Source organism: Nonomuraea roseola (genome assembly GCF_039535395.1).
Classification (GTDB): Bacteria; Actinomycetota; Actinomycetes; order Streptosporangiales; family Streptosporangiaceae; genus Nonomuraea; species Nonomuraea roseola.
Genome location: NZ_BAAAXC010000015.1, coordinates 4,153,732 through 4,176,510, shown reverse-complemented (window position 1 = coordinate 4,176,510; position 22,779 = coordinate 4,153,732). Strand labels below are relative to the sequence as shown.

Annotated in this window: 21 protein-coding genes and 2 pseudogenes; 14 read left to right on the top strand and 9 right to left on the bottom strand. The window is 67.9% G+C overall.

Features of this window, described 5'->3' with window-relative positions; translation table 11 throughout:
* Positions 1–171 precede the first annotated feature (171 nt).
* The 4 genes from ABFX55_RS43275 (at position 172) to ABFX55_RS43260 (ending at position 5,884) form a co-directional block, all read left to right on the top strand.
* Complete coding sequence (locus tag ABFX55_RS43275; RefSeq protein WP_346129392.1) at positions 172–3,813, top strand: multifunctional oxoglutarate decarboxylase/oxoglutarate dehydrogenase thiamine pyrophosphate-binding subunit/dihydrolipoyllysine-residue succinyltransferase subunit; 3,642 nt, start codon at positions 172–174, stop codon at positions 3,811–3,813.
* A 294-nt stretch (positions 3,814–4,107) separates the two neighbouring features.
* Complete coding sequence (locus tag ABFX55_RS43270) at positions 4,108–4,287, top strand: DUF6104 family protein (protein ID WP_183655950.1); 180 nt, start codon at positions 4,108–4,110, stop codon at positions 4,285–4,287.
* Between the two features lie 80 nt (positions 4,288–4,367).
* Complete coding sequence (locus ABFX55_RS43265) at positions 4,368–5,168, top strand: DUF4097 family beta strand repeat-containing protein (RefSeq protein ID WP_346129390.1); 801 nt, start codon at positions 4,368–4,370, stop codon at positions 5,166–5,168.
* Positions 5,165–5,884, top strand: a complete 720-nt coding sequence (locus ABFX55_RS43260) for a helix-turn-helix transcriptional regulator (protein WP_346129388.1) — start codon at positions 5,165–5,167, stop codon at positions 5,882–5,884. Before ABFX55_RS43265 ends, ABFX55_RS43260 begins: the two co-directional genes overlap by 4 nt.
* Here the strand turns inward: ABFX55_RS43260 and ABFX55_RS43255 are convergent.
* From ABFX55_RS43255 to ABFX55_RS43240, 4 genes are all read right to left on the bottom strand, one after another.
* Positions 5,870–6,709: an oxygenase MpaB family protein gene (locus tag ABFX55_RS43255; RefSeq protein ID WP_346129386.1), complete on the bottom strand. Its 840-nt coding sequence runs from the start codon at positions 6,707–6,709 to the stop codon at positions 5,870–5,872. The two genes, ABFX55_RS43260 and ABFX55_RS43255, sit on opposite strands and share 15 nt — an antisense overlap.
* A gap of 77 nt (positions 6,710–6,786) precedes the next feature.
* Positions 6,787–7,743, bottom strand: a complete 957-nt coding sequence (locus ABFX55_RS43250) for a zinc-binding dehydrogenase (protein ID WP_346129385.1) — start codon at positions 7,741–7,743, stop codon at positions 6,787–6,789.
* 9 nt (positions 7,744–7,752) lie between these two features.
* Positions 7,753–8,625 (bottom strand): hypothetical protein, encoded by an 873-nt coding sequence (locus ABFX55_RS43245; protein ID WP_346129383.1) that lies wholly within the window; start codon positions 8,623–8,625, stop codon positions 7,753–7,755.
* A 77-nt stretch (positions 8,626–8,702) separates the two neighbouring features.
* Positions 8,703–10,136: an acetyl-CoA synthetase gene (locus ABFX55_RS43240; RefSeq protein WP_346129381.1), complete on the bottom strand. Its 1,434-nt coding sequence runs from the start codon at positions 10,134–10,136 to the stop codon at positions 8,703–8,705.
* A gap of 275 nt (positions 10,137–10,411) precedes the next feature.
* Here ABFX55_RS43240 and ABFX55_RS43235 point away from each other — a divergent pair, with 275 nt between their 5' ends.
* Positions 10,412–11,530 (top strand): trypsin-like serine peptidase, encoded by a 1,119-nt coding sequence (locus tag ABFX55_RS43235; protein ID WP_346129380.1) that lies wholly within the window; start codon positions 10,412–10,414, stop codon positions 11,528–11,530.
* Between the two features lie 30 nt (positions 11,531–11,560).
* On the opposite strand, the gene ABFX55_RS43230 is transcribed toward ABFX55_RS43235, so the two are convergent.
* Positions 11,561–12,724 carry an RNA polymerase sigma factor gene (locus ABFX55_RS43230; RefSeq protein ID WP_346129379.1) on the bottom strand — a complete coding sequence of 388 codons (1,164 nt, stop codon included), beginning with the start codon at positions 12,722–12,724 and terminating at the stop codon, positions 11,561–11,563.
* A complete protein-coding gene (locus ABFX55_RS43225) occupies positions 12,721–13,059 on the bottom strand; it encodes a YciI family protein (RefSeq protein WP_346131417.1) in 339 nt (112 codons plus the stop codon). The genes ABFX55_RS43230 and ABFX55_RS43225 overlap by 4 nt, the downstream gene beginning before the upstream one ends.
* A gap of 23 nt (positions 13,060–13,082) precedes the next feature.
* On the opposite strand from ABFX55_RS43225, the pseudogene ABFX55_RS43220 reads away from it, so the two are divergent.
* From ABFX55_RS43220 to ABFX55_RS43210, 3 genes and pseudogenes are all read left to right on the top strand, one after another.
* A pseudogene (locus ABFX55_RS43220) lies at positions 13,083–13,388 on the top strand (MFS transporter); the annotation flags it as partial.
* A pseudogene (locus tag ABFX55_RS43215) lies at positions 13,362–13,721 on the top strand (RNA-guided endonuclease TnpB family protein); the annotation flags it as partial. The pseudogenes ABFX55_RS43220 and ABFX55_RS43215, both read left to right, overlap by 27 nt.
* Positions 13,722–13,899: 178 nt before the next feature.
* On the top strand, positions 13,900–14,142 hold the full coding sequence (locus ABFX55_RS43210; protein ID WP_346129377.1) for a hypothetical protein: 243 nt from the start codon (positions 13,900–13,902) through the stop codon (positions 14,140–14,142).
* Between the two features lie 16 nt (positions 14,143–14,158).
* Here ABFX55_RS43210 and ABFX55_RS43205 read toward each other — a convergent pair whose 3' ends face one another.
* Positions 14,159–14,446 (bottom strand): SSI family serine proteinase inhibitor, encoded by a 288-nt coding sequence (locus tag ABFX55_RS43205; protein ID WP_346129375.1) that lies wholly within the window; start codon positions 14,444–14,446, stop codon positions 14,159–14,161.
* A 317-nt stretch (positions 14,447–14,763) separates the two neighbouring features.
* Between ABFX55_RS43205 and ABFX55_RS43200 the strand changes: the two genes are divergently transcribed.
* From ABFX55_RS43200 to ABFX55_RS43185, 4 genes are all read left to right on the top strand, one after another.
* Positions 14,764–15,831, top strand: coding sequence for a trypsin-like serine peptidase (locus ABFX55_RS43200; RefSeq protein WP_346129373.1), 1,068 nt, complete (start codon positions 14,764–14,766; stop codon positions 15,829–15,831).
* A 306-nt stretch (positions 15,832–16,137) separates the two neighbouring features.
* Positions 16,138–17,295, top strand: a complete 1,158-nt coding sequence (locus ABFX55_RS43195; protein WP_346129371.1) for a trypsin-like serine peptidase — start codon at positions 16,138–16,140, stop codon at positions 17,293–17,295.
* 414 nt (positions 17,296–17,709) lie between these two features.
* Complete coding sequence (locus ABFX55_RS43190) at positions 17,710–18,231, top strand: hemerythrin domain-containing protein (protein WP_346129369.1); 522 nt, start codon at positions 17,710–17,712, stop codon at positions 18,229–18,231.
* A 96-nt stretch (positions 18,232–18,327) separates the two neighbouring features.
* The gene (locus tag ABFX55_RS43185) at positions 18,328–19,197 is read left to right on the top strand and encodes a hypothetical protein (protein ID WP_346129367.1); all 870 of its coding nucleotides are present in this window, start codon (positions 18,328–18,330) and stop codon (positions 19,195–19,197) included.
* A 48-nt stretch (positions 19,198–19,245) separates the two neighbouring features.
* Here ABFX55_RS43185 and ABFX55_RS43180 read toward each other — a convergent pair whose 3' ends face one another.
* Together ABFX55_RS43180 and ABFX55_RS43175 are read right to left on the bottom strand one after the other, a co-directional pair.
* The gene (locus ABFX55_RS43180) at positions 19,246–19,434 is read right to left on the bottom strand and encodes a hypothetical protein (RefSeq protein ID WP_346129366.1); all 189 of its coding nucleotides are present in this window, start codon (positions 19,432–19,434) and stop codon (positions 19,246–19,248) included.
* Positions 19,431–19,949 carry a carboxymuconolactone decarboxylase family protein gene (locus ABFX55_RS43175; RefSeq protein WP_346129364.1) on the bottom strand — a complete coding sequence of 173 codons (519 nt, stop codon included), beginning with the start codon at positions 19,947–19,949 and terminating at the stop codon, positions 19,431–19,433. Before ABFX55_RS43175 ends, ABFX55_RS43180 begins: the two co-directional genes overlap by 4 nt.
* An 84-nt stretch (positions 19,950–20,033) precedes the next feature.
* Here ABFX55_RS43175 and ABFX55_RS43170 point away from each other — a divergent pair, with 84 nt between their 5' ends.
* Positions 20,034–20,588: a TetR/AcrR family transcriptional regulator gene (locus ABFX55_RS43170; RefSeq protein WP_346129362.1), complete on the top strand. Its 555-nt coding sequence runs from the start codon at positions 20,034–20,036 to the stop codon at positions 20,586–20,588.
* 350 nt (positions 20,589–20,938) lie between these two features.
* Positions 20,939–22,534: a trypsin-like serine peptidase gene (locus tag ABFX55_RS43165; RefSeq protein WP_346129361.1), complete on the top strand. Its 1,596-nt coding sequence runs from the start codon at positions 20,939–20,941 to the stop codon at positions 22,532–22,534.
* The last annotated feature ends 245 nt before the right edge of the window (positions 22,535–22,779 follow it).

Genomic DNA, 22,779 nt, shown 5'->3' with positions numbered 1-22,779 from the left:
CAATGACTGCACCCCCAGGATTGACTAGGGAGGCGTGACCACTTTGGACAGTCCTGAGAGGATCAGACGAAGTGGCCTGGCCTCACGGGCGCACGTTGCCGGTCTGGGCGAGTAGCCTTGGACAGGTTCTCTATCATCAACGCCGATCTGCGGAAGAGGGCGATTTCCGCCGTGTCGTCTGAGTCGTCGCGGACAAACCCGCTGGCAAGCTTCGGTCAGAACGAGTGGCTTGTCGACGAGCTGTACCAGAAATACCTCCAGGATCCCGAGTCTGTGGACAAGGCCTGGTGGAACTTCTTCGCTGACTACAACCCTGACTATGGACCGGGCCGAACCCCGGCCAGGGAGGCGGCGAACGGCACAGCGACCGCGCCCGCCCCCACCGCTCCGAAGGCCGCCGTGACTACCACCGCAACCGAGAAGCCCAAGGTCTCCACCCCCGTGCCCGCAGGCGCCGAAGAGGTCAAGCTGCGCGGCGCCGCAGCGCGCACGGCGGCCAACATGGATTCCTCGCTCACCGTGCCCACCGCCACCAGCGTCAGGGCCATCCCCGCCAAGCTGCTCATCGACAACCGCATCGTGATCAACAATCACCTCGCGCGCGGTCGTGGCGGCAAGGTCTCCTTCACGCACCTGATCGGCTACGCGATCGTCAAGGCGCTGAAGGCCATGCCGGAGATGAACTACTCCTACACCGAGGTCGAGGGCAAGCCGACGCTGGTCAAGCCCGAGCACATCGGCTTCGGCCTGGCGATCGACGTGCAGAAGAGCAGCGGCGAGCGCCAGCTCCTCGTGCCCTCCATCAAGGCCGCCGAAGGCATGGACTTCCGGCAGTTCTGGATGGCCTACGAGGAGATCGTCCGCAAGGCCCGCTCCGGCAAGCTCGGCGTCGACGACTTCTCCGGCACCACGATCTCGCTGACCAACCCGGGCACGATCGGCACGGTCCACTCCGTGCCGCGTCTCATGCCCGGGCAGGGCACGATCATCGGCGTCGGCGCGATGGAGTACCCGGCCGAGTACCAGGGCGCCTCGCCCGACACGCTCTCGCGCCTGGCCGTCTCCAAGGTCATGACGCTCACCAGCACCTACGACCACCGGATCATCCAGGGCGCCCAGTCGGGCGACTTCCTGCGCACGATCCACCGGCTGTTGCTGGGCGAGGACGGCTTCTACGACGAGATCTTCGAGGCGCTGAGGATCCCCTACGAGCCGGTTCGCTGGACCCAGGACGTCTCGGCCTCCCACGACGACGACGTGGCCAAGTCCGCTCGCGTGATCGAGCTGATCCACGCCTACCGCGTCCGCGGCCACCTCATGGCCGAGACCGACCCGCTGGAGTACAAGCAGCGCAAGCACCCCGACCTCGACATCCAGTCGCACGGCCTCACGCTGTGGGACCTGGAGCGCGAGTTCGCCACCGGCGGTTTCGGCGGCCGCCCCCTGATGAAGCTGCGCGAGATCCTGGGCGTGCTGCGCGACTCCTACTGCCGCACGGTGGGCATCGAGTACATGCACATCCAGAACCCCGAGGAGCGGGCCTGGATCCAGGAGCGGGTGGAGAAGGCGCACGCCAAGCCCGACCGCGAGGAGCAGCTGCACGTCCTCGCGCGCCTCAACACGGCGGAGGCGTTCGAGACCTTCCTGCAGACGAAGTTCGTCGGCCAGAAGAGGTTCTCCCTCGAGGGTGGCGAGTCCCTCATCCCGCTGCTCGACTCGGTCATCAGCGAGGCCGCCGGCGAGAACCTCGACGAGGTCGTCATCGGCATGGCCCACCGTGGCAGGCTCAACGTGCTGGCCAACATCGTGGGCAAGTCCTACGGCCAGATCTTCGGCGAGTTCGAGGGCAACATCGACCCGCGCACGGCGCACGGCTCCGGTGACGTGAAGTACCACCTGGGCGCCACCGGCACCTTCACCGCGCCGACGGGCAAGACCATCGTCTCCTCCGTGGTCGCCAACCCCTCGCACCTCGAGGCGGTCGACCCGGTCCTCGAAGGCGTCGTGCGCGCCAAGCAGGACCTGCTGGAGCGCGGCGAGGAGGGCTTCTCGGTCCTGCCCGTGCTCGTCCACGGCGACGCGGCCTTCGCGGGCCAGGGCGTGGTGGCCGAGACGCTCAACCTGTCGCAGCTGCGCGGCTACCGCACCGGCGGCACCGTGCACATCGTGGTCAACAACCAGGTCGGCTTCACCACCTCGCCCGCCTCCTCCAGGAGCTCGGTCTACGCGACCGACGTGGCGCGGATGATCCAGGCGCCGATCTTCCACGTCAACGGCGACGACCCCGAGGCCGTCGTCCGCGTCGGCAGGCTGGCCTACGAGTACCGCCAGACCTTCCGCAAGGACGTCGTCATCGACATGGTCTGCTACCGCCGTCGCGGCCACAACGAGGGCGACAACCCGGCCTACACGCAGCCGCTGATGTACGACATCATCGACGCCAAGCGTTCGACCAGGAAGCTCTACACCGAGGCCCTGATCGGCCGCGGCGACATCACGGTCGAGGAGGCCGAGTCGGCGCTGCGCGACTACCAGGCCAAGCTGGAGCAGGCCTTCACCGAGGTCCGCGAGGCGGCCAAGCGCCCCGCCGACTCCGGCGAGCTGCAGGTGCCCGCCACCGAGGTGGTCAAGTGGTCGCACGCCGACACGCCGACGGCGATCACCGACGAGACGCTCAAGCGCGTCGTCGACACCCAGCTCAACCTGCCCGACGGCTTCACCGCGCACCCGCGGCTGGCGCCGATCATCCAGCGCCGCGGTCAGATGGTCGAGCAGGACGCCATCGACTGGGGCATGGGCGAGACCATCGCCTTCGGCTCGCTGCTGATCGACGGTCACCCTGTCCGCCTCGTCGGTCAGGACTCCCGCCGAGGCACCTTCGTCCAGCGCCACGCGGTGCTGGTCGACAGGCTCACCGGTGAGGACCACACGCCGCTCAAGGCCTTCAACCAGGGCACCACGAAGTTCTACGTCTACGACTCGCTGCTGAGCGAGTACGCGGCGCTGGGCTTCGAGTACGGCTACAGCGTGGTCAGGCCCGACGCGCTGGTGGCGTGGGAGGCCCAGTTCGGCGACTTCGTCAACGGCGCACAGACGATCATCGACGAGTTCATCTCGTCCGGTGAGCAGAAGTGGGGCCAGAAGTCCGGCGTCGTGCTGCTGCTGCCGCACGGCTACGAGGGTCAGGGCCCCGACCACTCCTCGGCCCGTATCGAGCGCTTCCTGCAGGTCTGCGCGCTCGACAACATGACCGTCGTCCAGCCGACGACCCCTGCCAACTACTTCCACCTGCTGCGCTGGCAGGTTCAGTCGGGCAGGCACAAGCCGCTGGTGGTCTTCACGCCGAAGTCGCTGCTGCGGCACAAGAAGGCCACGTCGAAGGCGGCCGAGTTCACCTCGGGCACCTTCCAGCCGGTCATCGGCGACACCACGGTCGACCCTGGCAAGGTCACCAAGGTCGTGCTGTGCTCGGGCAAGGTCTACTACGACCTGGTCGCGGCCCGCGAGAAGTCTCCGGCGGCGGAGAACACCGCGGTCGTCCGTCTCGAGCGGCTCTACCCGTTCCCCGAGGACGAGCTCAACGCCGAGCTCGCCCGCTACGGCTCCACGGCGGAGCTGGTCTGGGCGCAGGACGAGCCGGTCAACATGGGCCCGTGGCCGTACCTCACGCTGAAGCTGGCGGAGAACCCCGACATGTTCGGCGGCCGCCGCCTGCGCAGGGTCTCCCGCACACCCAACAGCTCTCCCGCGACCGGCTCGCACGCCGCTCACGACAGGGAGCTGGAGGAGATCCAGCACGCGCTGTTCGGCTGACACAGCCACGAACGCCCCGGTCCCCTGCGGGCCGGGGCGTTCCGCGTTCCCTGGCGTCCTCGGGCTCGACCGGCCGTCCGGTGATCTCCACGGGTCGGCGCGGGCGTAGGCTCGATAGCGGACGCCTGACACGAGCGCCGGTCGGCTCGGCGGCGCTCTCGGGGCCGCGGAACGAAGAATCTTCCGCTGCGGACATCCCGCACGCCTGTACCCACCGGCTCGCCCGCCCGAGGTTCACGACGTGCGGCGCACTAGAGTGACGCAGCGGCATCGGCGCGAGGGAACAGGAGAGAGATGTACTTCACCGACAGGGGGATCGAGGAGCTCGTCGAGCGGCGCGGGGAGGAGGAGGTCAGCCTCCTGTGGCTCGGTGAGCGGCTGCGCGAGTTCGTGGACCTCAACCCCGAGTTCGAGATCCCGATCGAGCGGCTGGCGACCTGGCTGGCCCGTCACGACTCCGACGACGAGGAGTGAGACACGATACATCTTGAGATTTCCGACAACGCGACATATCGTGTCTTGTGTCGGACGCGTCGGGAACGAAGGACGGAACCATGTCGCAGTGGACGATCGAGCGGCCCCAGCAGCTCACGTTCGACGCCGTGAGCGCGCTCAACGTGCGCATCGTCGCGGGCAAGCTGGCCGTCCTGGCCAGCGAGGGTCCGCCGACTCTTGAGGTCACCGAGATCGACTCCTCCCCGCTCATCGTCACCCATGACGACGACGGCACGCTCACGATCGCCTACAAGGACCTCACCTGGGACGGCCTGCTCGGCTGGCTCAAGCGGTCGGGCAAGCGCTCCAGCGCCCTGACGATCACCGTCCCCAAGGACTGCAGCCTCAGCGTCGGCGTCGTCTCCGCCTCGGCCGTGGTCGCAGGCTTCGAGCGGCGCACCAACGTCCGCAGCGTCTCCGGCGAGATCGTCCTGGACGGCGTGAGCGGCGACGTCAACGCCGAGACCGTCTCCGGCGACGTCGAGAGCCGCGCGATGGAGGGCGACCTGGCGTTCAAGAGCGTGTCGGGCGACCTGGCCGTCGCCGGAGGCGTCCCGAGGCGACTGAGAGCCGGCACGATCTCCGGCAGGATCACCGCCGACCTGGCACTGCGCCCCACCGGGCACGTCACGCTGTCCAGCGTCTCCGGCGACATCCTGGTCCGCCTGCCGCACGACGCGGAGAGCGACGTCACGATCCGCTCGACCTCGGGCCGCCTCGACTCGGCCTTCGACGAGCTGCGCCCACGCGGCCGTCCAGCGGTCAAGTCGCTGTCGGGACGGCTGGGTGGTGGAATGGCCTCTCTCACGGCCAACACCGTCTCGGCCGACGTCACGCTGCTCAAGGGGGAGAAGGAATGAGCCCGGTCTTCGGCCACGGCAGGCTTCGGCTGTATCTGCTCAAGCTCCTGGAGGAGAGCCCGCGCCACGGCTACGAGGTGATCAGGCTGCTCCAGGACCGCTTCCTGGGCGTCTACTCCCCCTCGCCCGGCACGATCTACCCTCGACTGGCCCGCCTGGAGGAGGAGGGCCTGGTCACGCACGAGGTCGTCGACGGCAAGAAGGTCTTCTCGATCACCGACAAGGGCCGCGACGAGCTCAACTCCCGCCTCGACGAGCTGGCCGACCTGGAGCAGGAGATCACCGACTCCGTCCGCGACATCGCCCGTGAGGTCAAGGAGGACGTCCGCGAGACGGTCAAGTCGCTGCGCGAGGAGCTGACGGCGATGGCCAGGGACGTCAAGCGCAACAGCCGCGAGCAGCAGGCCGCCGATCTCAAGCGGCTGAAGGACCAGCAGAAGCGGCAGTGGATGGACCACGCCGCGCACTGGCAGGACGAGGGCGAGCGCCTGAGCAGGCAGTGGCGCAGCGTCTGGAGCGAGGTCTGGAGCGATCTGGGCGGGGCCACCGACAACCGCGCCGAGCTCGACGCGGAGCTGGGCGAGCTGCTGGCCGACTTCGTCGCCACGGTCCGCGAGCAGGCCTCCGACAGCCGCCTCACCCGCGAGACGCTCGAGCAGTGCCGCGCCGCGCTCGACGAGGCGACCGCCAGGATCCGCGACTCACTGCGCGGGTGACAGCTCCCGCCGACGCGCGGCCCGCCTGGCCCGGTAGGCGACCGGCAGGTAGCGCGCCCGCTCGGGCAGGTGCGGGGTGAGCGCCGCCACCGCCCGCCCGAGCCTGCGCAGCCGCCGCTCGTCCCGCGCCGACCACGACAACCCCAGCACCTCCCGTACGGCGGGCGGCAGCGTCCCGACGGTGACGAAGTGGTTGAACTCCCCCGACCCCATCCCGACAGGGGCCCAGAGCCTGCGCAGCACCCTGGGCACCATGGGAGGGGCGGGCGTGCCGCGCATGGTGGCCAGCACCTCGAGCGCGGCCGGATGGGGCTCGAGCCGCCTGGCGATCATCTGGTCGAAGTAGGGCCAGAACTCCTCGATCGTGGGCGGCACCTCCCGCTCCGGCACCCGCAGGATCCGCCCCAGCTGCTGCGACTCGGCGTAGAGCGCGCGCTCCTGCTCTGCGGAGTAGGGCGTGCCGAAGTAGCGGTGCAGGGTGATGTAGCGCTCGAACAGAGTCAGGTGCACCCACGCGTAGGCCTCGCCGTTCAGCGCGTGGTATGAGCGGCCCTGCTCGTCGGTGCCGCTGATCGGGGCGTGGATCTCCCGCAGGCGGCGCCCCTCCTCGATGCCCTCGGCTCCGCCGTACACCCACTTCTGGACGGAGGCGAGGGTGCGGTTGAGCCGCCCCCACGGGTCCTGCTTGTAGGTGGAGTGCTCGGCGACGGCCGCGCCGACGGCGGGATGCATCGTCTGCAGGACCAGCGCGCTGCCGGCCACGAGCAGGTTGCGGTACTCGCCTGCGGTGTCCCAGTGAATCGTGCCCGGACGGAACGCTTCCATGGGTCATGACCTCCCGAGTGATACATCTTCCTTCTCTTTGTATCACCCGGGAGGGCGCGAAGTAACCCAACACTTATTCAGCGGGTGAAGACCACCTTGCCGAACAGCTCGCCCTCGTGCATGGCGGCGAACCCGTCGCGCGCCTGCGTCATGGGCATCGTCCTGTCGATGAGCGGCCTGACCCCGGTCTGCTCGAGGAAGACCGCCAGGCGCCCGAGCTGGTCGCGGGTGCCCATCGTCGAGCCGACGATCGAGAGCTGCAGGAAGAAGACCCTGTTCAGGTCGGCGGGGGGCACCGCGCCGCTGGTCGCGCCCGACACGACGATCCGCCCGCCGGGGCGCAGCGACTTCAGCGAGTGGTCCCACGTGGCCTGGCCGACCGTCTCCATCACCGCGTCGACCCGCTCGGGCAGCCTGGCCCCCGGCTCGAAGACCTGATCGGCGCCGAGTTCGAGCGCCCTGTCGCGCTTGTCCTGCGACCTCGACGTGGCCCACACCCTGAACCCCGCCGCCCTGCCGAGCGCAATCACCGCCGTCGCGACGCCGCCGCCCGCGCCCTGGACCAGGACGGTCGAGCCAGGCTCGAGACCCGCCTTGTCGAACAGCATCCGATAGGCGGTCAGCCACGCCGTGGGCAGACACGCCGCCTCCTCGAACGTCAGCGCGGCGGGCTTGGGGACCAGGTTGCGGCGCGGCACCGCGACCCGCTCGGCGAAGGTGCCGTCGTGCACCTCCGACAACAGCGACCGCTTCGGGTCGAGCGTCTCGTCGGCGCCGGCGCCGATCACGGAGTGGACGATGACCTCGTTGCCCTCCTCGTCGACGCCGGCCGCGTCGCAGCCGAGCACGATGGGCAGCCGGTCCTGGCGGATGCCGACGCCCTTGAGCGTCCAGAGGTCGTGGTGGTTGAGCGCGGCCGCCTTCACGGACACCGTGGTCCAGCCGTCGGGCGCCTCGGGCTCCGGGTGCTCACCCAGCGTCAGCCCTGCGAGCGGGTTGTCGGGATCGGTCTGTGTAGCGGTTACGGCGAACATGGCCGCACCTTACTGCTTGAGCTTGACCTTGATCCCCTTCAACGCCGACTTCACGAAGGGCACCTCTCCCGAGGCGGAGACGAAGACGTCGCCCTTGCACGTGCCGTCGGCTCCCCTGCCGTTCTGCCGGACCTCGGGAGGAATGCCGCCGTTGCGTGGGCAGTTCTTCGTCAGCACCAGCGAGACCATCTGACTGAGCCCGCCGCCGAACAGCAGGCCAGGCCCCGCCGGTTCGCCGCCCAGCCGGTCGCCTGGCCCGGACAGGTGCACGGGCTTGCTCGCCGACAGCACCAGGTAGCCGCCGGGCGTCACCCTGCCCTTGAGCGCACGCGCCCACTCCATGCGCTGCTCGAAGGTGAGCGGGTCGGGCCTGTCGAGCAGCGCGATGCGCCAGTCGCCGAACTCGTAGATCAGCAACTGCCCGCTCGGGAAGGTCCACAGCGACACGTTGGAGGTCAGGCCCCTGATCCGCCTGCCGTTCAGCGGCTGGCCGCCCAGCGGCACGTAGAGCTTGCGGAACCTCAGGGCCGGGCCCTCGCTCCACACCCCCTGCGTGGGCCTGGAGCCCTTCCTGCCCAGTTGCAGCCGCGCGGGATAGCGCACCTCGGCCTCCGTCCCGTCGGGGAAGACCACGTCGATGGCCTCCTCCTCGCCCTCCTTCCTGGCCTCGGCGCGCAGGACGTTGGGGGTGCTCTCGTACTGGTAGGTCGAGGGGCGCGGGGTGCCTGGCAACGCCATGTCCGGCCGCGCGGGGCCCGGCGGTTCGTCGGGGTTCCTGCTGATCAGCAGGCCCGCGGCGGGGACGGCGAGCACGCCGACGAGGACCGCGATGCCGATCCAGCGCCTGCGGTGGGGGGTGCCTGCCTCTATGACGTCGTGCACACCTCAATTCAGTTGCCGGGCCCTCGCCCATGCAATACCCGCGGGGCTCTCACAGGTCACAAGTTCACAACCGTGCGTCACCAGACCGCGACGTTGACCTTGCCGTCGGTGGTGAGCATCACCCGCTCCCCGACCAGACCCCTCTCCATCGCGTCGGCCATCAGCTCCGGCCTCAGCACCCACGCGTGGGTGCGCCCGCCTTCGGGCAGGTCCACCACGAGCAGACCCTTCGAGGGCGAGCCGTCGCGCTCGTGGGCGACGGTGTATCCGGCCACCGTGGCCCGCCCCGCGCAGGAGGAGACGATCGGCACGGGCTCGGCGGTGTGGACGGGTCGGCCGTCGCCGAGCGTGCCGCCGGGCTCGCTGGACCACACCGCGTAGGTGTGCTTGGTCAGGTGCATGCCCACCCCGCTGACCAGCCCGTGCCCGCCGTCCCTCAGCAGTCCCGCCATCGTCGCCGTCGAGTGCAGCACGTACCCGCTGGCCGGACCGCCCGCGTACGGCAGGCCGCCCGTGACGGTGAGCCCACGCCGGTCCAGCGGGTCCAGCCCCAGCGCGTCGCAGGCCATCCTGACGGCGACGGCGAAACAGCTGTAGACGTCCATGGCCGCCATGTCGTCGAGACCGAGGCCCGCCCGCTCGAACGCGGTGGAGGCCGCCGCGCCGAGAGCCGCGGAGGAGCCGAGCGAGGGCCTGGCCGCCACCTCCCACGTGTCCTCGGCGTAGGCCCAGCCGCGCAGGTAGATCCTCCGGTCGAGGGGGACGCCGAGCCGGTCGGCGAGCCCGCTGGAGACCAGCGCCAGCGCCGCCGCCTGGTCCACCTCCATGACCGCCACCGTCTTCTTGGTGTACGGCCAGCCGACGAGGCGGTTGTCCGGCCCTGGTGTCACCAGCTCCGACGGGGTGTGCGCCGCCCGGTGCCAGGCATGGGGGTTGACCGCCGCGACCTCGGTGAAGGGGGCGAACAGCTCCCCCCTGGAAGCCCGCTCCTCGGCGATCCCGAGCCGCAGGGCGGTCTCCATGATCGCGTAGGTGTGCACGGGCAGGAAGAGCTCGTGCGCCAGGGCGGCGGGGTCGGGCTCCCGTTCCCAGCCGTAGGGCGGCTTGGGGTCGGCGGGATGGCTCCACGCGACGCGCTCGCCCTCCCTCCTGAAGGCCCGCCTGGTCGCCAGCGCCTCGGCGCCCACGACCAGCGCCGCCTCCATCTGTCCCGCCGCGATCCTGCCCGCCGCCGCCCCGATGAGCTGCTGCGGGGCTGTGCCGCCGACTCTGGAGTAGGTCCGGTGGCGAGGGGCGGCGCCCAGTCTCTCCACCAGCCGTCCGATCGGGTCGTCGTACTGCCAGGAGTCGGTGTAGACGATCTGGACGGAGTCGAGCCGCGCGGCGGGCAGCCGCGCCTCCGACAGCGCCTGCCTCGCCACCGTCTCCCAGAGGGACAGCGGCTCGGGGCCCGGCTGGTCGCGGACGGTGAGCTGAGCGGCTCCGACGAGGCAGGGGGTGCGTGGATCCATGACGCGATATAACCAGAGCAATGTTCGGTATGTAAAGGGAGAGACCGCTGTTAATGGTGTTGCGGTGGTTATTTGATTCCCACCGCGACCTGCGCGGATACCTTTCTTGAATACATGCGGATTGGTTATTTCAATAACGGAATGGAACCGGGCCAGACTTTTTCACGTCGTTTCCTGGTTTCCGACTCGGGCTATTCAGTAGCGTCCTCAACGTTTTCCTGGCCCACCGGGGCACAGTTCCCCGCTCTGGGCCGCCGAGAACCGGAAGGAGCACTATGTTTTCCCGAGCAAGGCGCCTCACGGTCGGCGTCGCGGCCTTCGGAATGGCCGCGGGTCTGATCAGCGCCACCGCGGCCCAGGCCGCGGCCCCTGGCGATGTCGTCTCGAAGAACGCGGAAACCTCAGCAGCCAACGCCATCGCGTTCTGGACGCCGGACAAGATCCGCGCGGCCACCGACATCAACGACGACCTGGCCATGGACGTCAAGGGAGCCAAGGGCAGCGCCTCGGCCCCTGACGGCCCGCCCGGATCGGTCCCGCCGATCGGCGCGGAGAAGGCCAAGGCCATCAAGACCAAGCAGGTCAACCTGCCCAACACGGTCGGCCGCATCTTCTTCACGCTGCCCGGCGCCAACCAGAACGACAGGAAGAGCTGGAAGTACTGCTCAGGCACCTCGGTCCAGGGCAAGTACCGCAACGTGGTCGCCACGTCCGCCCACTGCGTCTACGACGTCAAGCACAACGTCTTCTACGACAACTGGGTCTTCATCCCGTCGTACTGGGACGGCAACAACAAGTGGGACGGCAAGGCCCCCTACGGCATGTACGCCGCCAAGACCTTCAACGCCCACGACGACTTCGTGGTCAAGGAGGACTACGACTACGACTACGCCTTCGTCAACGTCTACAACGGCACCAAGCCGGTGTGGGAGAAGGACGACAAGGGCAACTGGCACGCCAAGAAGAAGAACGTCGGCAGGCTCGGCGACAACGTCGGCGGCCAGGGCTTCACCTGGAACCGCAGCACCAAGGCCACCGTCTTCTCCTTCGGCTACCCGGCCGGCGATCACCCTGACGGCGACAAGCCGTACACCGGCAAGACCATGAAGTGGTGCTACGGCACGACGGCCGCCATGCCGCCCGCGCCGAAGTTCCGCATCGAGGAGCACATCGGATTCAGGTGCGCCTTCACCGCGGGCGCCAGCGGTGGACCGTTCCTGTACAACTACAAGAACTCCAGCCGCACCGGCTACCTGATCGGCGTCAACAGCGTCGCGTGGGACACCGACGGCAATGACCGCTACGACCGCATCTCCTCGCCGTACTTCAACGGCGACACCTACAAGGTCTACAAGGTGGCCGCCAACCGCTGGAGCGGCAACCAGCCCTCCTGATCCGACGGCCCGACCCGAGACCCCGGTCCACTAGGACCGGGGTCTCCCCCTTTCCTCCAGGTAGCGCCGCTCGGGCAGGCTGCTGGTCAGCTCGGCAGCCCTGAGGTAGGCCGCGCCTGCCTCCTCGTGCCTGCCCGCCATCTCCAGCAGATGAGCCCGTACGGCATGCAGCCGATGGTGCTCGGCCAGCTCGGCCTCGAGCGTGCCGAGCAGCGCCAGACCCTCCAGGGGCCCGTGCACCATCGCCACGGCCACGGCCTGGTTCAGCGTCACCATGGGTCCTGGCGCGATGCGCGCCAGCAGCTCGTAGAGGGCCAGGATCTGCGGCCAGTCGGTCTCGCCCTCCTCCGAGTGCACCGCCGCGATCGCCGCCTGGAGCTGGTAGGCCCCCAGCGGCCCCGCCGACAGCGCCCCCGTCACCAACTCCACTCCTTCGGCGATGAGGTCCTTGTCCCACAGGCTCCTGTCCTGCTCGGCCAGCGGCACCAGCGAGCCGCCCGGCCCCGTGCGCGCCGTACGGCGGGCGTCGGTCAGCAGCATGAGCGCCAGCAGCCCCGCGACCTCGCCGTCGTCGGGCAGCAGCCTGCGCACCGTCCTGGTCAGCCTGATCGCCTCGCTGGTCAGATCGGCGCGCTGCAGGTCGGGGCCCGAGGTGGCGGTGTAACCCTCGTTGAAGATCAGGTAGAGCACGTGCAGGACCACGTCGAGCCTGTTGGGCGTCAGCTCGAAGGTGGCGCCCGCCTTCTTGATCGTCGCCTTGGCCCTGCTGATGCGCTGCGCCATCGTCGGCTCGGGCACCAGGAACGCTCCCGCGATCTCCGCAGTGGTCAGTCCGCCGACCGCGCGCAGCGTCAGCGCGATCTGGGAGGCGGGCGTCAGCGAGGGATGGCAGCACAGGAACAGCAGCGTGAGCGTGTCGTCCTGGTCGGGGACGGCGGGCGGCTCCTCCAGCGCGTGCTCCGACTCCCTGCGGCGCCGCGCCTCCTCGCTGCGGATCTCGTCGATCATCCGGCGCGAGGCGACCGTGACCAGCCAGCCCTTCGGGTTGTCCGGCACGCCCTCCTTCGGCCACTGCGTCGCGGCGGCGAGCAGCGCCTCCTGTACCGCGTCCTCGCAGGCGTCGAACTGCCCGTAGCGCCTGACGAGCACGCCGAGCACCCGGGGAGCGAGCTCCCTCAGCAGTTCCTCGCTCATTCCCCGACGACCGGGCGCAGTTCGAGCGCGCCGCCGTAACAGGCGTCAGGCCAGCGCTTGGCGATCTCGGCCGCCCGCTCCGGCGTCGCGCAGTCGATGATGCAGTAGCCCGCCAGGTACTCCTTCGACTCAAGGAACGGGCCGTCCGTCACCGCGGGGACGCCGTTGGTCATCCTGATCGTCCTCGACCCCGAGGGATCGGCCAGAGCCTCGCCGCCGACCCACTCGCCGTTCGCGGTGAGCTCGGCGATGAGCTCGTCCACCTGCGCGACGACCCGGTCGAAGTCCTTGGAGATGGCCTGCGACGCGGCGGCGTTCGTGTAGATCATCAACATGTATTTCACGGTTTCGACGCTACATGTCGAGGCGTGTCGGCCGGCTCCGACCCAGGAGCGTGAACACGAAATGGATCGGCCTCGCCGTACTGGCCCTGCCCACCCTTCTCATCTCGATCGACGTCTTCGTCCTGCTGCTGGCGCTGCCCCACCTGAGCGCGGAGCTCGGCGCAGGCAGCACCGAGCAGCTGTGGATCATGGACATCTACGGGTTCATGCTCGCGGGCTTCCTCATCACGATGGGCACGCTCGGTGACAGGATCGGCCGCAGGCGCCTGCTGCTCATCGGCGCCACGGCCTTCCGCCTCCGCGACTTCCTGCACAAGCTCACTACTCGTCTCGTCCGTGAGAACCAAACGGTCGTGATCGAGGACCTCACCGTGCGCGCCATGGTGAAGAACCACAGCCTGGCCCGCGCCATCTCGGACGCGTCCTGGCGGGAACTGCGCGGCATGCTGACCTATAAGGCGGCCTGGTACGGGCGGGAACTGGTGGTCGTGGACCGCTGGTTCCCCTCTTCCAAGCTGTGCTCGGCGTGCGGAACCTTGCAAGACAAGATGCCGCTCGGCGTTCGGATGTGGGAGTGCGCCTGCGGCGTGGTCCACGACCGCGACGTCAACGCCGCGAAGAACATCCTCGCCGTCGGGCTGGCGGAGAGGTGAAACGCCTGTGGAGCTGACGTAAGACCTCAAGGAGAGTCCTCTCTGGCGGGCAGTTGGCGGTGAAGCAGGAAGCCTCACGGGTGACCGTGGGAATCCCCTCGTTTACGAAGGGGAGGATGTCAACACGCAGTACTTCCAGCTCGTCGGCGGGCTGTCGCGGTTCGTCGCGGGGCTGTGGATGCTGCCCGCCGTGGCCGCCTCGGGCGTGGCCTTCCTGCTCTCACCGATCGTCCTGGCCGTGGCTGTCGCGACCGGGCTCGATCCCGTACGGCTCGAGCCCGCCCGCGCGGCGTTCACCACCGGGATGCACACGGTGGCGTGGATCAGCGCCGTCCTGCTGCTCGGCGTCGCCGTCCTGACCGCGGTGCTGCTCAGGCAGGTCGATCCTCTCCGGGAGGAGACCCCTGAGCAGGTGGCCTGAGCGCGGTCCTTCCTGCTCAGAAGTCGAAGACAGGGCCGGTCGAGACGCCCAGCTCGCAGCGGTTTCCGTAGGTGCGCATGTGCATGGACTGCCTTCCGTCCCACATGCCGATCGCGGAGACGGACACGGGGTCGCTCTCCATGGTGCACACGATCGTGCCGGCCTGCTTGAGCCTGCTGGGCACGCCGTCGACCGCGGCGAGGGCGTCGCAGGCCTGCCTTGCCTTCGGGTGCGTGGAGCGGTGGACCTGGCCGGGGTCGCAGATGAGGACCGTGAAGCGCTTGTCAGCGATGAGGAGTAGCATCCGCCGCAGTCTGGGGTCATTCGGCGGCGCGGCCTCGACCCCGGAAGCGGACGCTGACTCGGTCGCGGAAGCGGTGGCCGCAAGGGCCGGAGTGGCAGCGAAAGCCGTACCGCACAGCACGGCCAGACACGCGAGTCTCTTCATGATCAAAAGACTCTCTTGGCCTTCTGAGCTGCGACAACGATCAACACGCTGGATATACAGTACCTATTGGGTTTCTTGATCAGATAACGATCCCCTATCCAGGCTGCAATTACGCCGACGATCTGGAAAAATCACCCGTTACGGCGCAAGGAAGGCAATTCATGATCCCCCGCATGAGGCAACTCGCGATCGCCGCCAGCAGCGGCGTTCTGCTGATGCTGCCCATGTTCACCGGGACCTCCCACGCCGTCGCCGCCCCTCCCGACTACGTCTACGCCGAGCCGCTGGCCAAGTCCGACGCCGAGATGCGCAAGGTCGCGGAGTACTGGAAGCCCGAGCGGCTGAAGGACGCCGACAGCTACTCCCCCGCCACCCCCGGCACCAAGTCCTCGGCCCCCTCCTCCTCGCCCTCCTCCTCCGCCGGCTCGGTGCTGACCAACGGCGCGTCCAGGCGGGCGGCCGCGCGCGACATCCAGCCGACCGCCCCGGCCAAGGGCGGCGCCGCCAAGACCATCGGCAAGGTCTTCTTCCAGCTCGGCGGCAAGGAGTACTGGTGCTCGGCCAGCGCCGTGGCCGCCAAGAACCGCAGCCTGGTCGCCACCGCCGGCCACTGCGCGTGGGACCCCCGTCTCGGCAAGAGCGCCAACTGGATCTTCGTCCCCAGCCCCGGCAAGGACGGCGACGCGCCGTACGGCATCTACGTCGGCTCCACCCTGCACATGCACGAGGACTGGGCGGCCATCGGCGACTACGACTACGACTACGCCTTCGTCTCGGTGCACCACGGCTTCCGCTGGGTCACCGAGGACGGCAAGGCGGTCATGAAGGACGTTGGCCGCCTGGAGGACAACGTCGGCGGCCAGGGCCTCACCGTCGGCAAGAAGACGGGCAACCAGGTCGCCGCCTTCGGCTACCCGGCCGGCGCCCAGCCCGACGGCTCGCAGCCCTTCAACGGCCGCACGCTCAAGTCGTGCGAGGGCAAGACCAAGCGGACCGTCAACCCCACCCGCAACCTGCAGTACGGCGTCCTGCTGTCGGGATGCGACTTCAGCGCGGGCGCGAGCGGCGGCCCGTGGATCCTCGGCTACAGGGCCTCGGCGGGGCTCGGCTTCCTCAACGGGATCAACAGCCTCACGTGGAACCTCGACGCGGCGGCGAAGTACGATGCGGTGTCCTCGCCGTACTTCACCCCGACGACGTTCGAGGTCTACGACCAGGCCGCCAACGACGCCACCACCTGACTCCCCGCACCCTCCCGGACACGGTGCGATCATGGAATCGGCAAAATGTGACTCAAGTCACATGAAACACTGGCAACCATTTGATCACTCCCGCGTCATAGGCATGCTGATCAGCACAGATCATCCGCCGTCCGCTGATCTCGGACAGGTCACAGGGCGAGCGCTTCGCCCGACTTGTCCCTTGACTCGATCGTCGGGAAATTCACAGGACCAAACCCCTCCCTGTAGGTTCCTGCCTGTCCGTTTGCTGACTCTTGGGGCGCAAGAGGCGTCACGGTCAGCGCAAAGGAATCCAGGAGTTATACCTTGAAGCGCATCTTCCTCCCGGCTGGTGGCGCGATCCTGGCCACCGGTCTCCTGGCCGCTGGCCTCTCCGCCGGCTCCGCCCAGGCCGCCAGCGACATCGCCTCCGACCCCATGGCCAGGAACTCCGGCGAGGCCGCCTCCATCGCGACCTTCTGGTGGAAGTCGAACGGCGCCGCCCTTCGCCAGGCCAGCGCCTACCACTGGGACGCGAGCGAGGTCAAGAAGCTCGTCAGCAAGGGTGGTTACACCCCCGACGGCAGCCCCGGCATGGTCGCTCCCACCGGCAACGCCGTGAGCTCCGGCACCGGCCAGAACATCAACATCCCCAGGACCGTCGGCAAGGTGTTCTTCCTCGACGCCAGCGGCCAGCCCCGCTGGTGCACGGCCACCTCGATCCAGGCCAACTACAAGAACCTGGTCGCCACCGCGGGCCACTGCGTGTACGACACCGACGGCAACGCCGACACCATGTCCAAGTGGGTCTTCGTCCCCGGCTACTACCAGGGCAAGGCGCCGTTCGGCATCTACGTCGGCAAGCAGGCCTTCACGCACTACGACTTCGACGTCTACGAGGACTACGACCGCGACTACGCGTTCGTCACCGTCTACAACGGCATCCGCTTCACCGGCGTGAAGCAGGTCGACAGCCGCGACTACAACCGCTTCGTCGGCCCGAAGTGGGGCGGCAAGTACATCCTGCTGTCCGAGGACGCGGGTCGCCTGGGCGACGCCGTCGGCGGTCAGGGCTTCGCCTACAACCAGCCCACCGGCAAGTACGTGCGCACCTTCGGCTACCCGTACGCGCCGCACCCGGACGGCAGCAAGCCGTACACCGGCGTCACCCCGAAGAACTGCTACGGCAGGACCTCGGCCAAGACGGTCGGCTCGGCCGCGAAGAAGATCGAGGAGCACGTGGCACTGAAGTGCCCGGTGACCCCCGGTTACGACGGCGGCCCCTGGCTGCTGCAGTACAGCAACGCCAAGCGTCTCGGTTACGTGAACGGTGTCACCAGCACCTTCAACGACCAGGACGGCAACGACCGCGTCGACTACATCTCCAGCCCGTACTTCGACAGCGAGACGGCCGCCGTGTACAACGCCGCCAAGAACCGCTGGTCGGGCAAGATCGTCGGCAAGGACGGCGAGCTCTACAAGTAGGCCTTCCGCCCAGTAGGCGCTCACACGCTTCGAGGCTCGGCCAGCGGCCACAGTGAGGGGCTCCCCGCCCCCACTGTGGCCGCTTCGTTTTGGGCTCGGGCGTCCGGCTTCGTTTTCGGCTCGGGCATCGGGGCAGCTCGGCTCTCCCGGACCCCTTGCCGGTGGCCCGCCGACCCTGACGCGCCACCGCTCCCCCGCCTTCCGATTGCGAAGAGCGAAGGTCATCTGACCGCAGCGACGCCATAGGACAGGGAGGCCGCTTCGGTGCCGAGCCCCTCTCCTTCCGACTGCTGCCGGACGCAGCACATGCTTGACGCATCGCCCAGATGGTGATGAAATCCCGCGTCAGCGTCGCAGTGCACCCGGCAAAGAGACCGTCGTGGGCGCGGAGGCGTCGAACAACACGGGAAACCTGTGCGACCACGCATCGAACCGACCGGACGCCTCGCCGCGTTCGGCACCCAGCTCATCGAAGTACACCACTGGCTCCGCGAGGAGCTGTCCCGGCTTCGCGACAATGTCGACGCCTTCCTCGACGGAGAGGGCCGGCGCCCACGCGAACTGCGGGCCCACTGCCTGACCTTCTGCTCGGCGCTCGAACGGCACCACACGGGCGAGGACCAGAACGCCTTCCCCACCCTGGCCGAGGAGTTCCCCGCCCTGCGGCCCACGCTGGAGAAGCTGCAGGAGGACCACCACCTGGTGGCCGGCATCCTGCGCAGGATCGAGGCCCTGGTCGGCGACCTCGACGCCGACCTCGACGAGAACGAGGCGGAGCGGGTGCGCCGGGAACTCGACGGCCTGTCCGCCATCGTGGAGTCGCACTTCTCCTTCGAGGAGAGACAGATCGTCGAGGCGCTCAACTCGCTGAACGATCCGGGGTGGGAGCAGTCGAAACCGGACTTCCTGAAGATGTCCGGCAGCGCCCCTGCCTGAATGACCGTGGGCCGTCCTTGAGGGCGGCCCACAGTCATGTTCACTCAGATCACGAACTGAGCGTCATCAAACGACAACTATCGGTAAAGTCGTCGCGTGCCGTCAGTAGTTCACGAGACCGTGATCGATCTCTTCCGAAAGCGGCCCACGCTGGCGGCGACCCTGATCCGCGAGCAGGGCGTGGCTCTGGCCACCCACGACGAGGTGCGCCTGGAGTCGGAGAGCCTCGCCGACTGCAAGCCCGCCGAGTATCGAGCAGACGCCGTGATCGTGCACAGGGCCGAGAGCAAACCGGTCCTAGGCGTGATCGTGGAGGTGCAGCTGCGGCCCGACGAGGACAAGCGATGGAGCTGGCCGGTCTACCTGGCCACCCTTCGCGCCCGCCTGCAGTGCGACACCGCGCTGCTGGTGATGTGCCTGAGCAGCAAGACGGCCAGGGAATGCGCCACCCCCATCGACATGGGGCACCCAGGATGGACACTCGCTCCTCTGGTCATGGGCCCGGACCATCTGCCGCGAATCACGGACGTCGCGCAGGCCATCGCCGAGCCTGAGCTCGCCGCGCTGTCCGTGGTCGCGCATGGGCGCGACCCCGGACCTGCAGGACAGGAGGCCATGGACGTCTTCTACAAGGCAGCGCCGCTCATGGCCGACGGACTGGGCAAGACATATGCTGATGTCGTACTGGCACTGCTACCCAAGGTAGCCGCGCGGAAGTTCGTGGAGGGACTCATGGCACTCGGAACTGACGAGTACAAGAGCGACTACGTCCGCCAGTGGGTCGCCGAGGGCAAGGCGGAGGGCAAGGCGGAGGACATCGTCCTCGCGTTCCGCACCCGAGGCATCTACGTCTCACCCGAGGCGGAGAGGCGCATCCTCGAATGCTCCGACGTCTACCAGCTGAGTGCGTGGTTCCCGAAGTCGATCACAGCTGACAGCGTTGAAGAGTTGTTCGACAGCGAGTGATGTCGTTCCGCATCCTCGGCTACTCGAGGCTGGTTCGTTCTCACGACATCAGGTCGGAGACGACCGGCAGGTGATGGCGCGCACCGCCGGGGCCGAGACGATCTGGGTGTGGTCGATGCCCGGCACCCTGATGTTCACGAAGCCGCCCTCGATCGCGAACAGCACGTCGCTGAGATCGCCCTCGAGGCTGTAGCCGTCCACCAGCTCGACGGAGCCTGTCCTCCACTCGCGGTTCACGCGCTCACCTCCGGGAAGTCGAGCTCGGGCTCGGCCACATGGTTGAAGTAGTTGGACAGCGTGTTGAGCCCGACGTGCGCGACGATCTCGGCGATCTCCGCGTCCGTCACCCCTGCCGCCCTGGCGGCGGTCAGTTCCGCGGAGTCGATGCGGCCCGCCGTACGGACGATGTTCTGAGTGAGCGCCAGGACGGCGCCCGCGTGAGGGTCGGCGTCATGGGCGGCGCGGGTGCCGAGGAGTTCCTCGTTCGTCAGCCCCATGCGGCTGCCGCGCAGGGTGTGGGCGCTCACGCAGTAGGTGCAGCCGTTCTCCTGCGCGACCAGCAGCGCGATCTGCTCCCTGAGCCTGGCGCTCAACACCCCCTTGGACAGCTGGTCGCGCATGGCCAGGTAGCCCGACAGGGCGGCGGAGCTGTTGGCGAGGGTGGCATACAGGTTCGGCACCCGTCCGAGCTGGCGGCGGGTCTCCTCCAGGAGGCCGTCAGGATCCTCGGCGAGTTGCGGCAGACGTGGCATGTCATCTCCAAACGGTACTGATCGATTCCGTTAGGACGGTACCGATCGGTTCCATTTCTGGCAAGACCCGCATAACCTGGCTCCATGCCCACGAACGCCCGCGAGCGCCTGCTGACCACCGCCGACGACCTCTTCTACGCCGAGGGCATCCGCGCCGTCGGCGTCGAACGCATCCTTAGCGTCTCCGGCGTCGGCCGCGCCTCCTTCTACCGGCACTTCCCCAGCAAGGACGACCTGGTCGTCGCGGTACTGCGCAGACGCGACGAGGCGTGGCGCGCATGGATGGCCGAGAGAGTGGAGGCGCTCGGCGGGCAGCCCCTCAACGTCTTCGACGCCCTGGCCGAGCGCTTCGCCCGCGCCGACTTCCGCGGCTGCGCCTTCATCAACACCATGGTCGAGGCCGCCGACCCGGCCAGCTCCGCCCACCGAGCCGCCGCCGAGCACAAGGAACGCGTCACGGACTACGTCGCCGACCTGCTGGACGACCGCGCCGAACTGGCCGGCTCCTTCGTGCTGCTGATGGACGGGGCCATCGTCACCGCCGTACGAGAGCGCTCGACGGCGCCCGCACACCACGCCCGAGCCGTCGCCGAAGCTCTCCTGAACACCTTCCAGGACGCGAAATCAGGGCTTTCCTGAACGTTTCCTGGCAAGATCGAGAGATATTAGACGGGGCGAGACCGATTTCGGTGCCATCAGGTTCCTGTGATCTGCGTCACATAGAGCTCATCACGGAGAGTGTCCTCTCACTCACTCCACTTTTGCCCCATTCGCCACAACCCCTTGAGGCCCTGCGGAAACGTGGCTTACCGGATACCGGGCGCGATTGTGTCTGACAGATAACGGAAAGGTCACGCCGGTTGGGGCTCCCGACGAAGGGCCCACAACGGCTTTCACCTGCGAAGATCACCACGTTATGGTCCTTGCTATCCCTTTACTGACGCATGGGACGCATGTTGCGTCTCACGACAGAGCAAGGAGCAGTTCCCTTGAAGCGCATCCTCATTCCCGCCAGCGGCGCCGTCCTGGCCACCGGTCTGCTGGCTGCCGGCCTGGCTGGTACCGCCCAAGCCGCCAGTGACGTCGCCAGCGACCCGATGGCGAAGAACGCCGCGGTCGCGCAGTCCATCGCCCAGTACTGGGCCGAGTCGAACGGTGCCGCGCTCAGGGCCGCTACCGAGTCGAACATCTGGGACAGCAAGGACGTCGCCAAGCTCAAGAGCACGGGCGGCTACAGCGCCGACACCAAGCCGGGCGTCGTCGCCCCGATCGGCGAAGAGAAGAAGACCGCGACCAAGTCGCAGAACGTCAACATGCCGAAGACCATCGGCAAGGTCTTCTTCCTCAACTCCAAGGGCGAGCGCAAGTGGTGCTCGGCCACCTCGATCCAGTCGCGCTACCGCAACCTGGTCTCGACGGCCGGTCACTGCGTGTACGACACGGCCGGCAACGCTGACACGATGTCGAAGTGGGTCTTCGTCCCGGGTTACTACCAGGGCAAGGCTCCGTTCGGCATCTACGTCGGCAAGCAGGCCTTCACGCACTACGACTTCGACGTCTACGAGGACTTCGACCGCGACTACGCGTTCGTGACGGTCTACAACGGCATCAAGATCGACGCCTCGAAGGCCAGCCAGGTCACCAAGAGCGAGTTCGAGAAGCACGTCGGCCCCAAGTGGGTCGACGAGAAGACCATCACCCGCGACGAGTGGGTCGCCGGCGTCGAGAAGTACGGCGTCAACGGCCCGTTCCAGTCGAAGGCCGTCGACCCCAAGGTCGAGACCGTCGCCAAGCCGGCTGACGCCGCCCAGCACATCGAGGACTACATCCTCGGCAAGGGCCCGACCGCCGGCGTCCAGCTGACGGGTGTCGAGGTCGTCAAGTCGGTCTACACCAACGCCGGCAAGGGCCTCGACAACGGCAACCAGTTCGAGCGTCTCAGCACGAAGCTGCCGATCAGCGCCGAGGAGTACGCGGAGCTGAACAAGGCCAAGGCTGACGGCAAGTTCCTGGGTGAGCTGACCGTTGACCTCGACAACAACAAGCAGCCCAAGGCTTGGTACAAGCAGCAGTTCTTCATCAAGAAGTGGATCAAGACCAGCGAGCAGTTCCGCTACTGGGTCGAGACCTACTACGTGCAGGACGTGAAGGCGGCTGACGCCGGTCGTCTCGGCGACGCCGTCGGCGGTCAGGGCTTCGCCTACAACCAGCCCACCGGCAAGTACGTCCGCGTGTTCGGTTACCCGGCCGCGGCGCACCCCGACGGTCACAAGAACTTCACCGGCATCACCCCCAAGTGGTGCTACGGCAAGACCACGGCCAAGACCGTCGGTTCCGCCGCGAAGAAGATCGAGGAGCACATCGCGCTGAAGTGCTCCATGACCGAGGGCGCCGACGGTGGCCCCTGGCTGCTCAAGTACAGCAACTCCAAGCGTCTCGGCTACGTGAACGGTGTCACCAGCACCTTCAACGACCAGGACGGCAACGACCGCGTCGACTACATCTCCAGCCCGTACTTCGACGGTGAGACCAACACCGTCTACAAGGCGGCTGCGAACGTGTGGTCCGGCAAGATCGTCGGCTGAGGCCGAACTGCATGATCCGTGCTGAGAGGTGACTCTCCGTACGGCTGGTAACACCAGAGGGGGCCCGACATCGTCGGGCCCCCTCTGCGTTTCGAGCGGTCTGCTCGAAATTTGCTGGCCCCTTCGACGCACCGGAGCCCGAAACGGTGCCATCTGGACAATGTGATCTGTGTCACATCAGCAACTCACGCCGCGTGACGCCAGCACTCCAACCTCATTCGCCACACTAACAACATCTTTATGGT

Excerpts from the sequence above, each read along its gene's own strand:
- ABFX55_RS43270 (WP_183655950.1), top strand. The coding sequence starts at position 4,108 with ATGTACTTCACCGACAGGGGGATCGAGGAGCTCGTCGAGCGGCGCGGG.
- ABFX55_RS43265 (WP_346129390.1), top strand. The coding sequence starts at position 4,368 with ATGTCGCAGTGGACGATCGAGCGGCCCCAGCAGCTCACGTTCGACGCC.
- ABFX55_RS43260 (WP_346129388.1), top strand. The coding sequence starts at position 5,165 with ATGAGCCCGGTCTTCGGCCACGGCAGGCTTCGGCTGTATCTGCTCAAG.
- ABFX55_RS43255 (WP_346129386.1), bottom strand. The coding sequence starts at position 6,709 with ATGGAAGCGTTCCGTCCGGGCACGATTCACTGGGACACCGCAGGCGAG.
- ABFX55_RS43250 (WP_346129385.1), bottom strand. The coding sequence starts at position 7,743 with ATGTTCGCCGTAACCGCTACACAGACCGATCCCGACAACCCGCTCGCA.
- ABFX55_RS43240 (WP_346129381.1), bottom strand. The coding sequence starts at position 10,136 with ATGGATCCACGCACCCCCTGCCTCGTCGGAGCCGCTCAGCTCACCGTC.
- ABFX55_RS43235 (WP_346129380.1), top strand. The coding sequence starts at position 10,412 with ATGTTTTCCCGAGCAAGGCGCCTCACGGTCGGCGTCGCGGCCTTCGGA.
- ABFX55_RS43230 (WP_346129379.1), bottom strand. The coding sequence starts at position 12,724 with ATGAGCGAGGAACTGCTGAGGGAGCTCGCTCCCCGGGTGCTCGGCGTG.
- ABFX55_RS43225 (WP_346131417.1), bottom strand. The coding sequence starts at position 13,059 with ATGTTGATGATCTACACGAACGCCGCCGCGTCGCAGGCCATCTCCAAG.
- ABFX55_RS43210 (WP_346129377.1), top strand. The coding sequence starts at position 13,900 with ATGCTGCCCGCCGTGGCCGCCTCGGGCGTGGCCTTCCTGCTCTCACCG.
- ABFX55_RS43205 (WP_346129375.1), bottom strand. The coding sequence starts at position 14,446 with ATGCTACTCCTCATCGCTGACAAGCGCTTCACGGTCCTCATCTGCGAC.
- ABFX55_RS43200 (WP_346129373.1), top strand. The coding sequence starts at position 14,764 with ATGAGGCAACTCGCGATCGCCGCCAGCAGCGGCGTTCTGCTGATGCTG.
- ABFX55_RS43175 (WP_346129364.1), bottom strand. The coding sequence starts at position 19,949 with ATGCCACGTCTGCCGCAACTCGCCGAGGATCCTGACGGCCTCCTGGAG.
- ABFX55_RS43170 (WP_346129362.1), top strand. The coding sequence starts at position 20,034 with ATGCCCACGAACGCCCGCGAGCGCCTGCTGACCACCGCCGACGACCTC.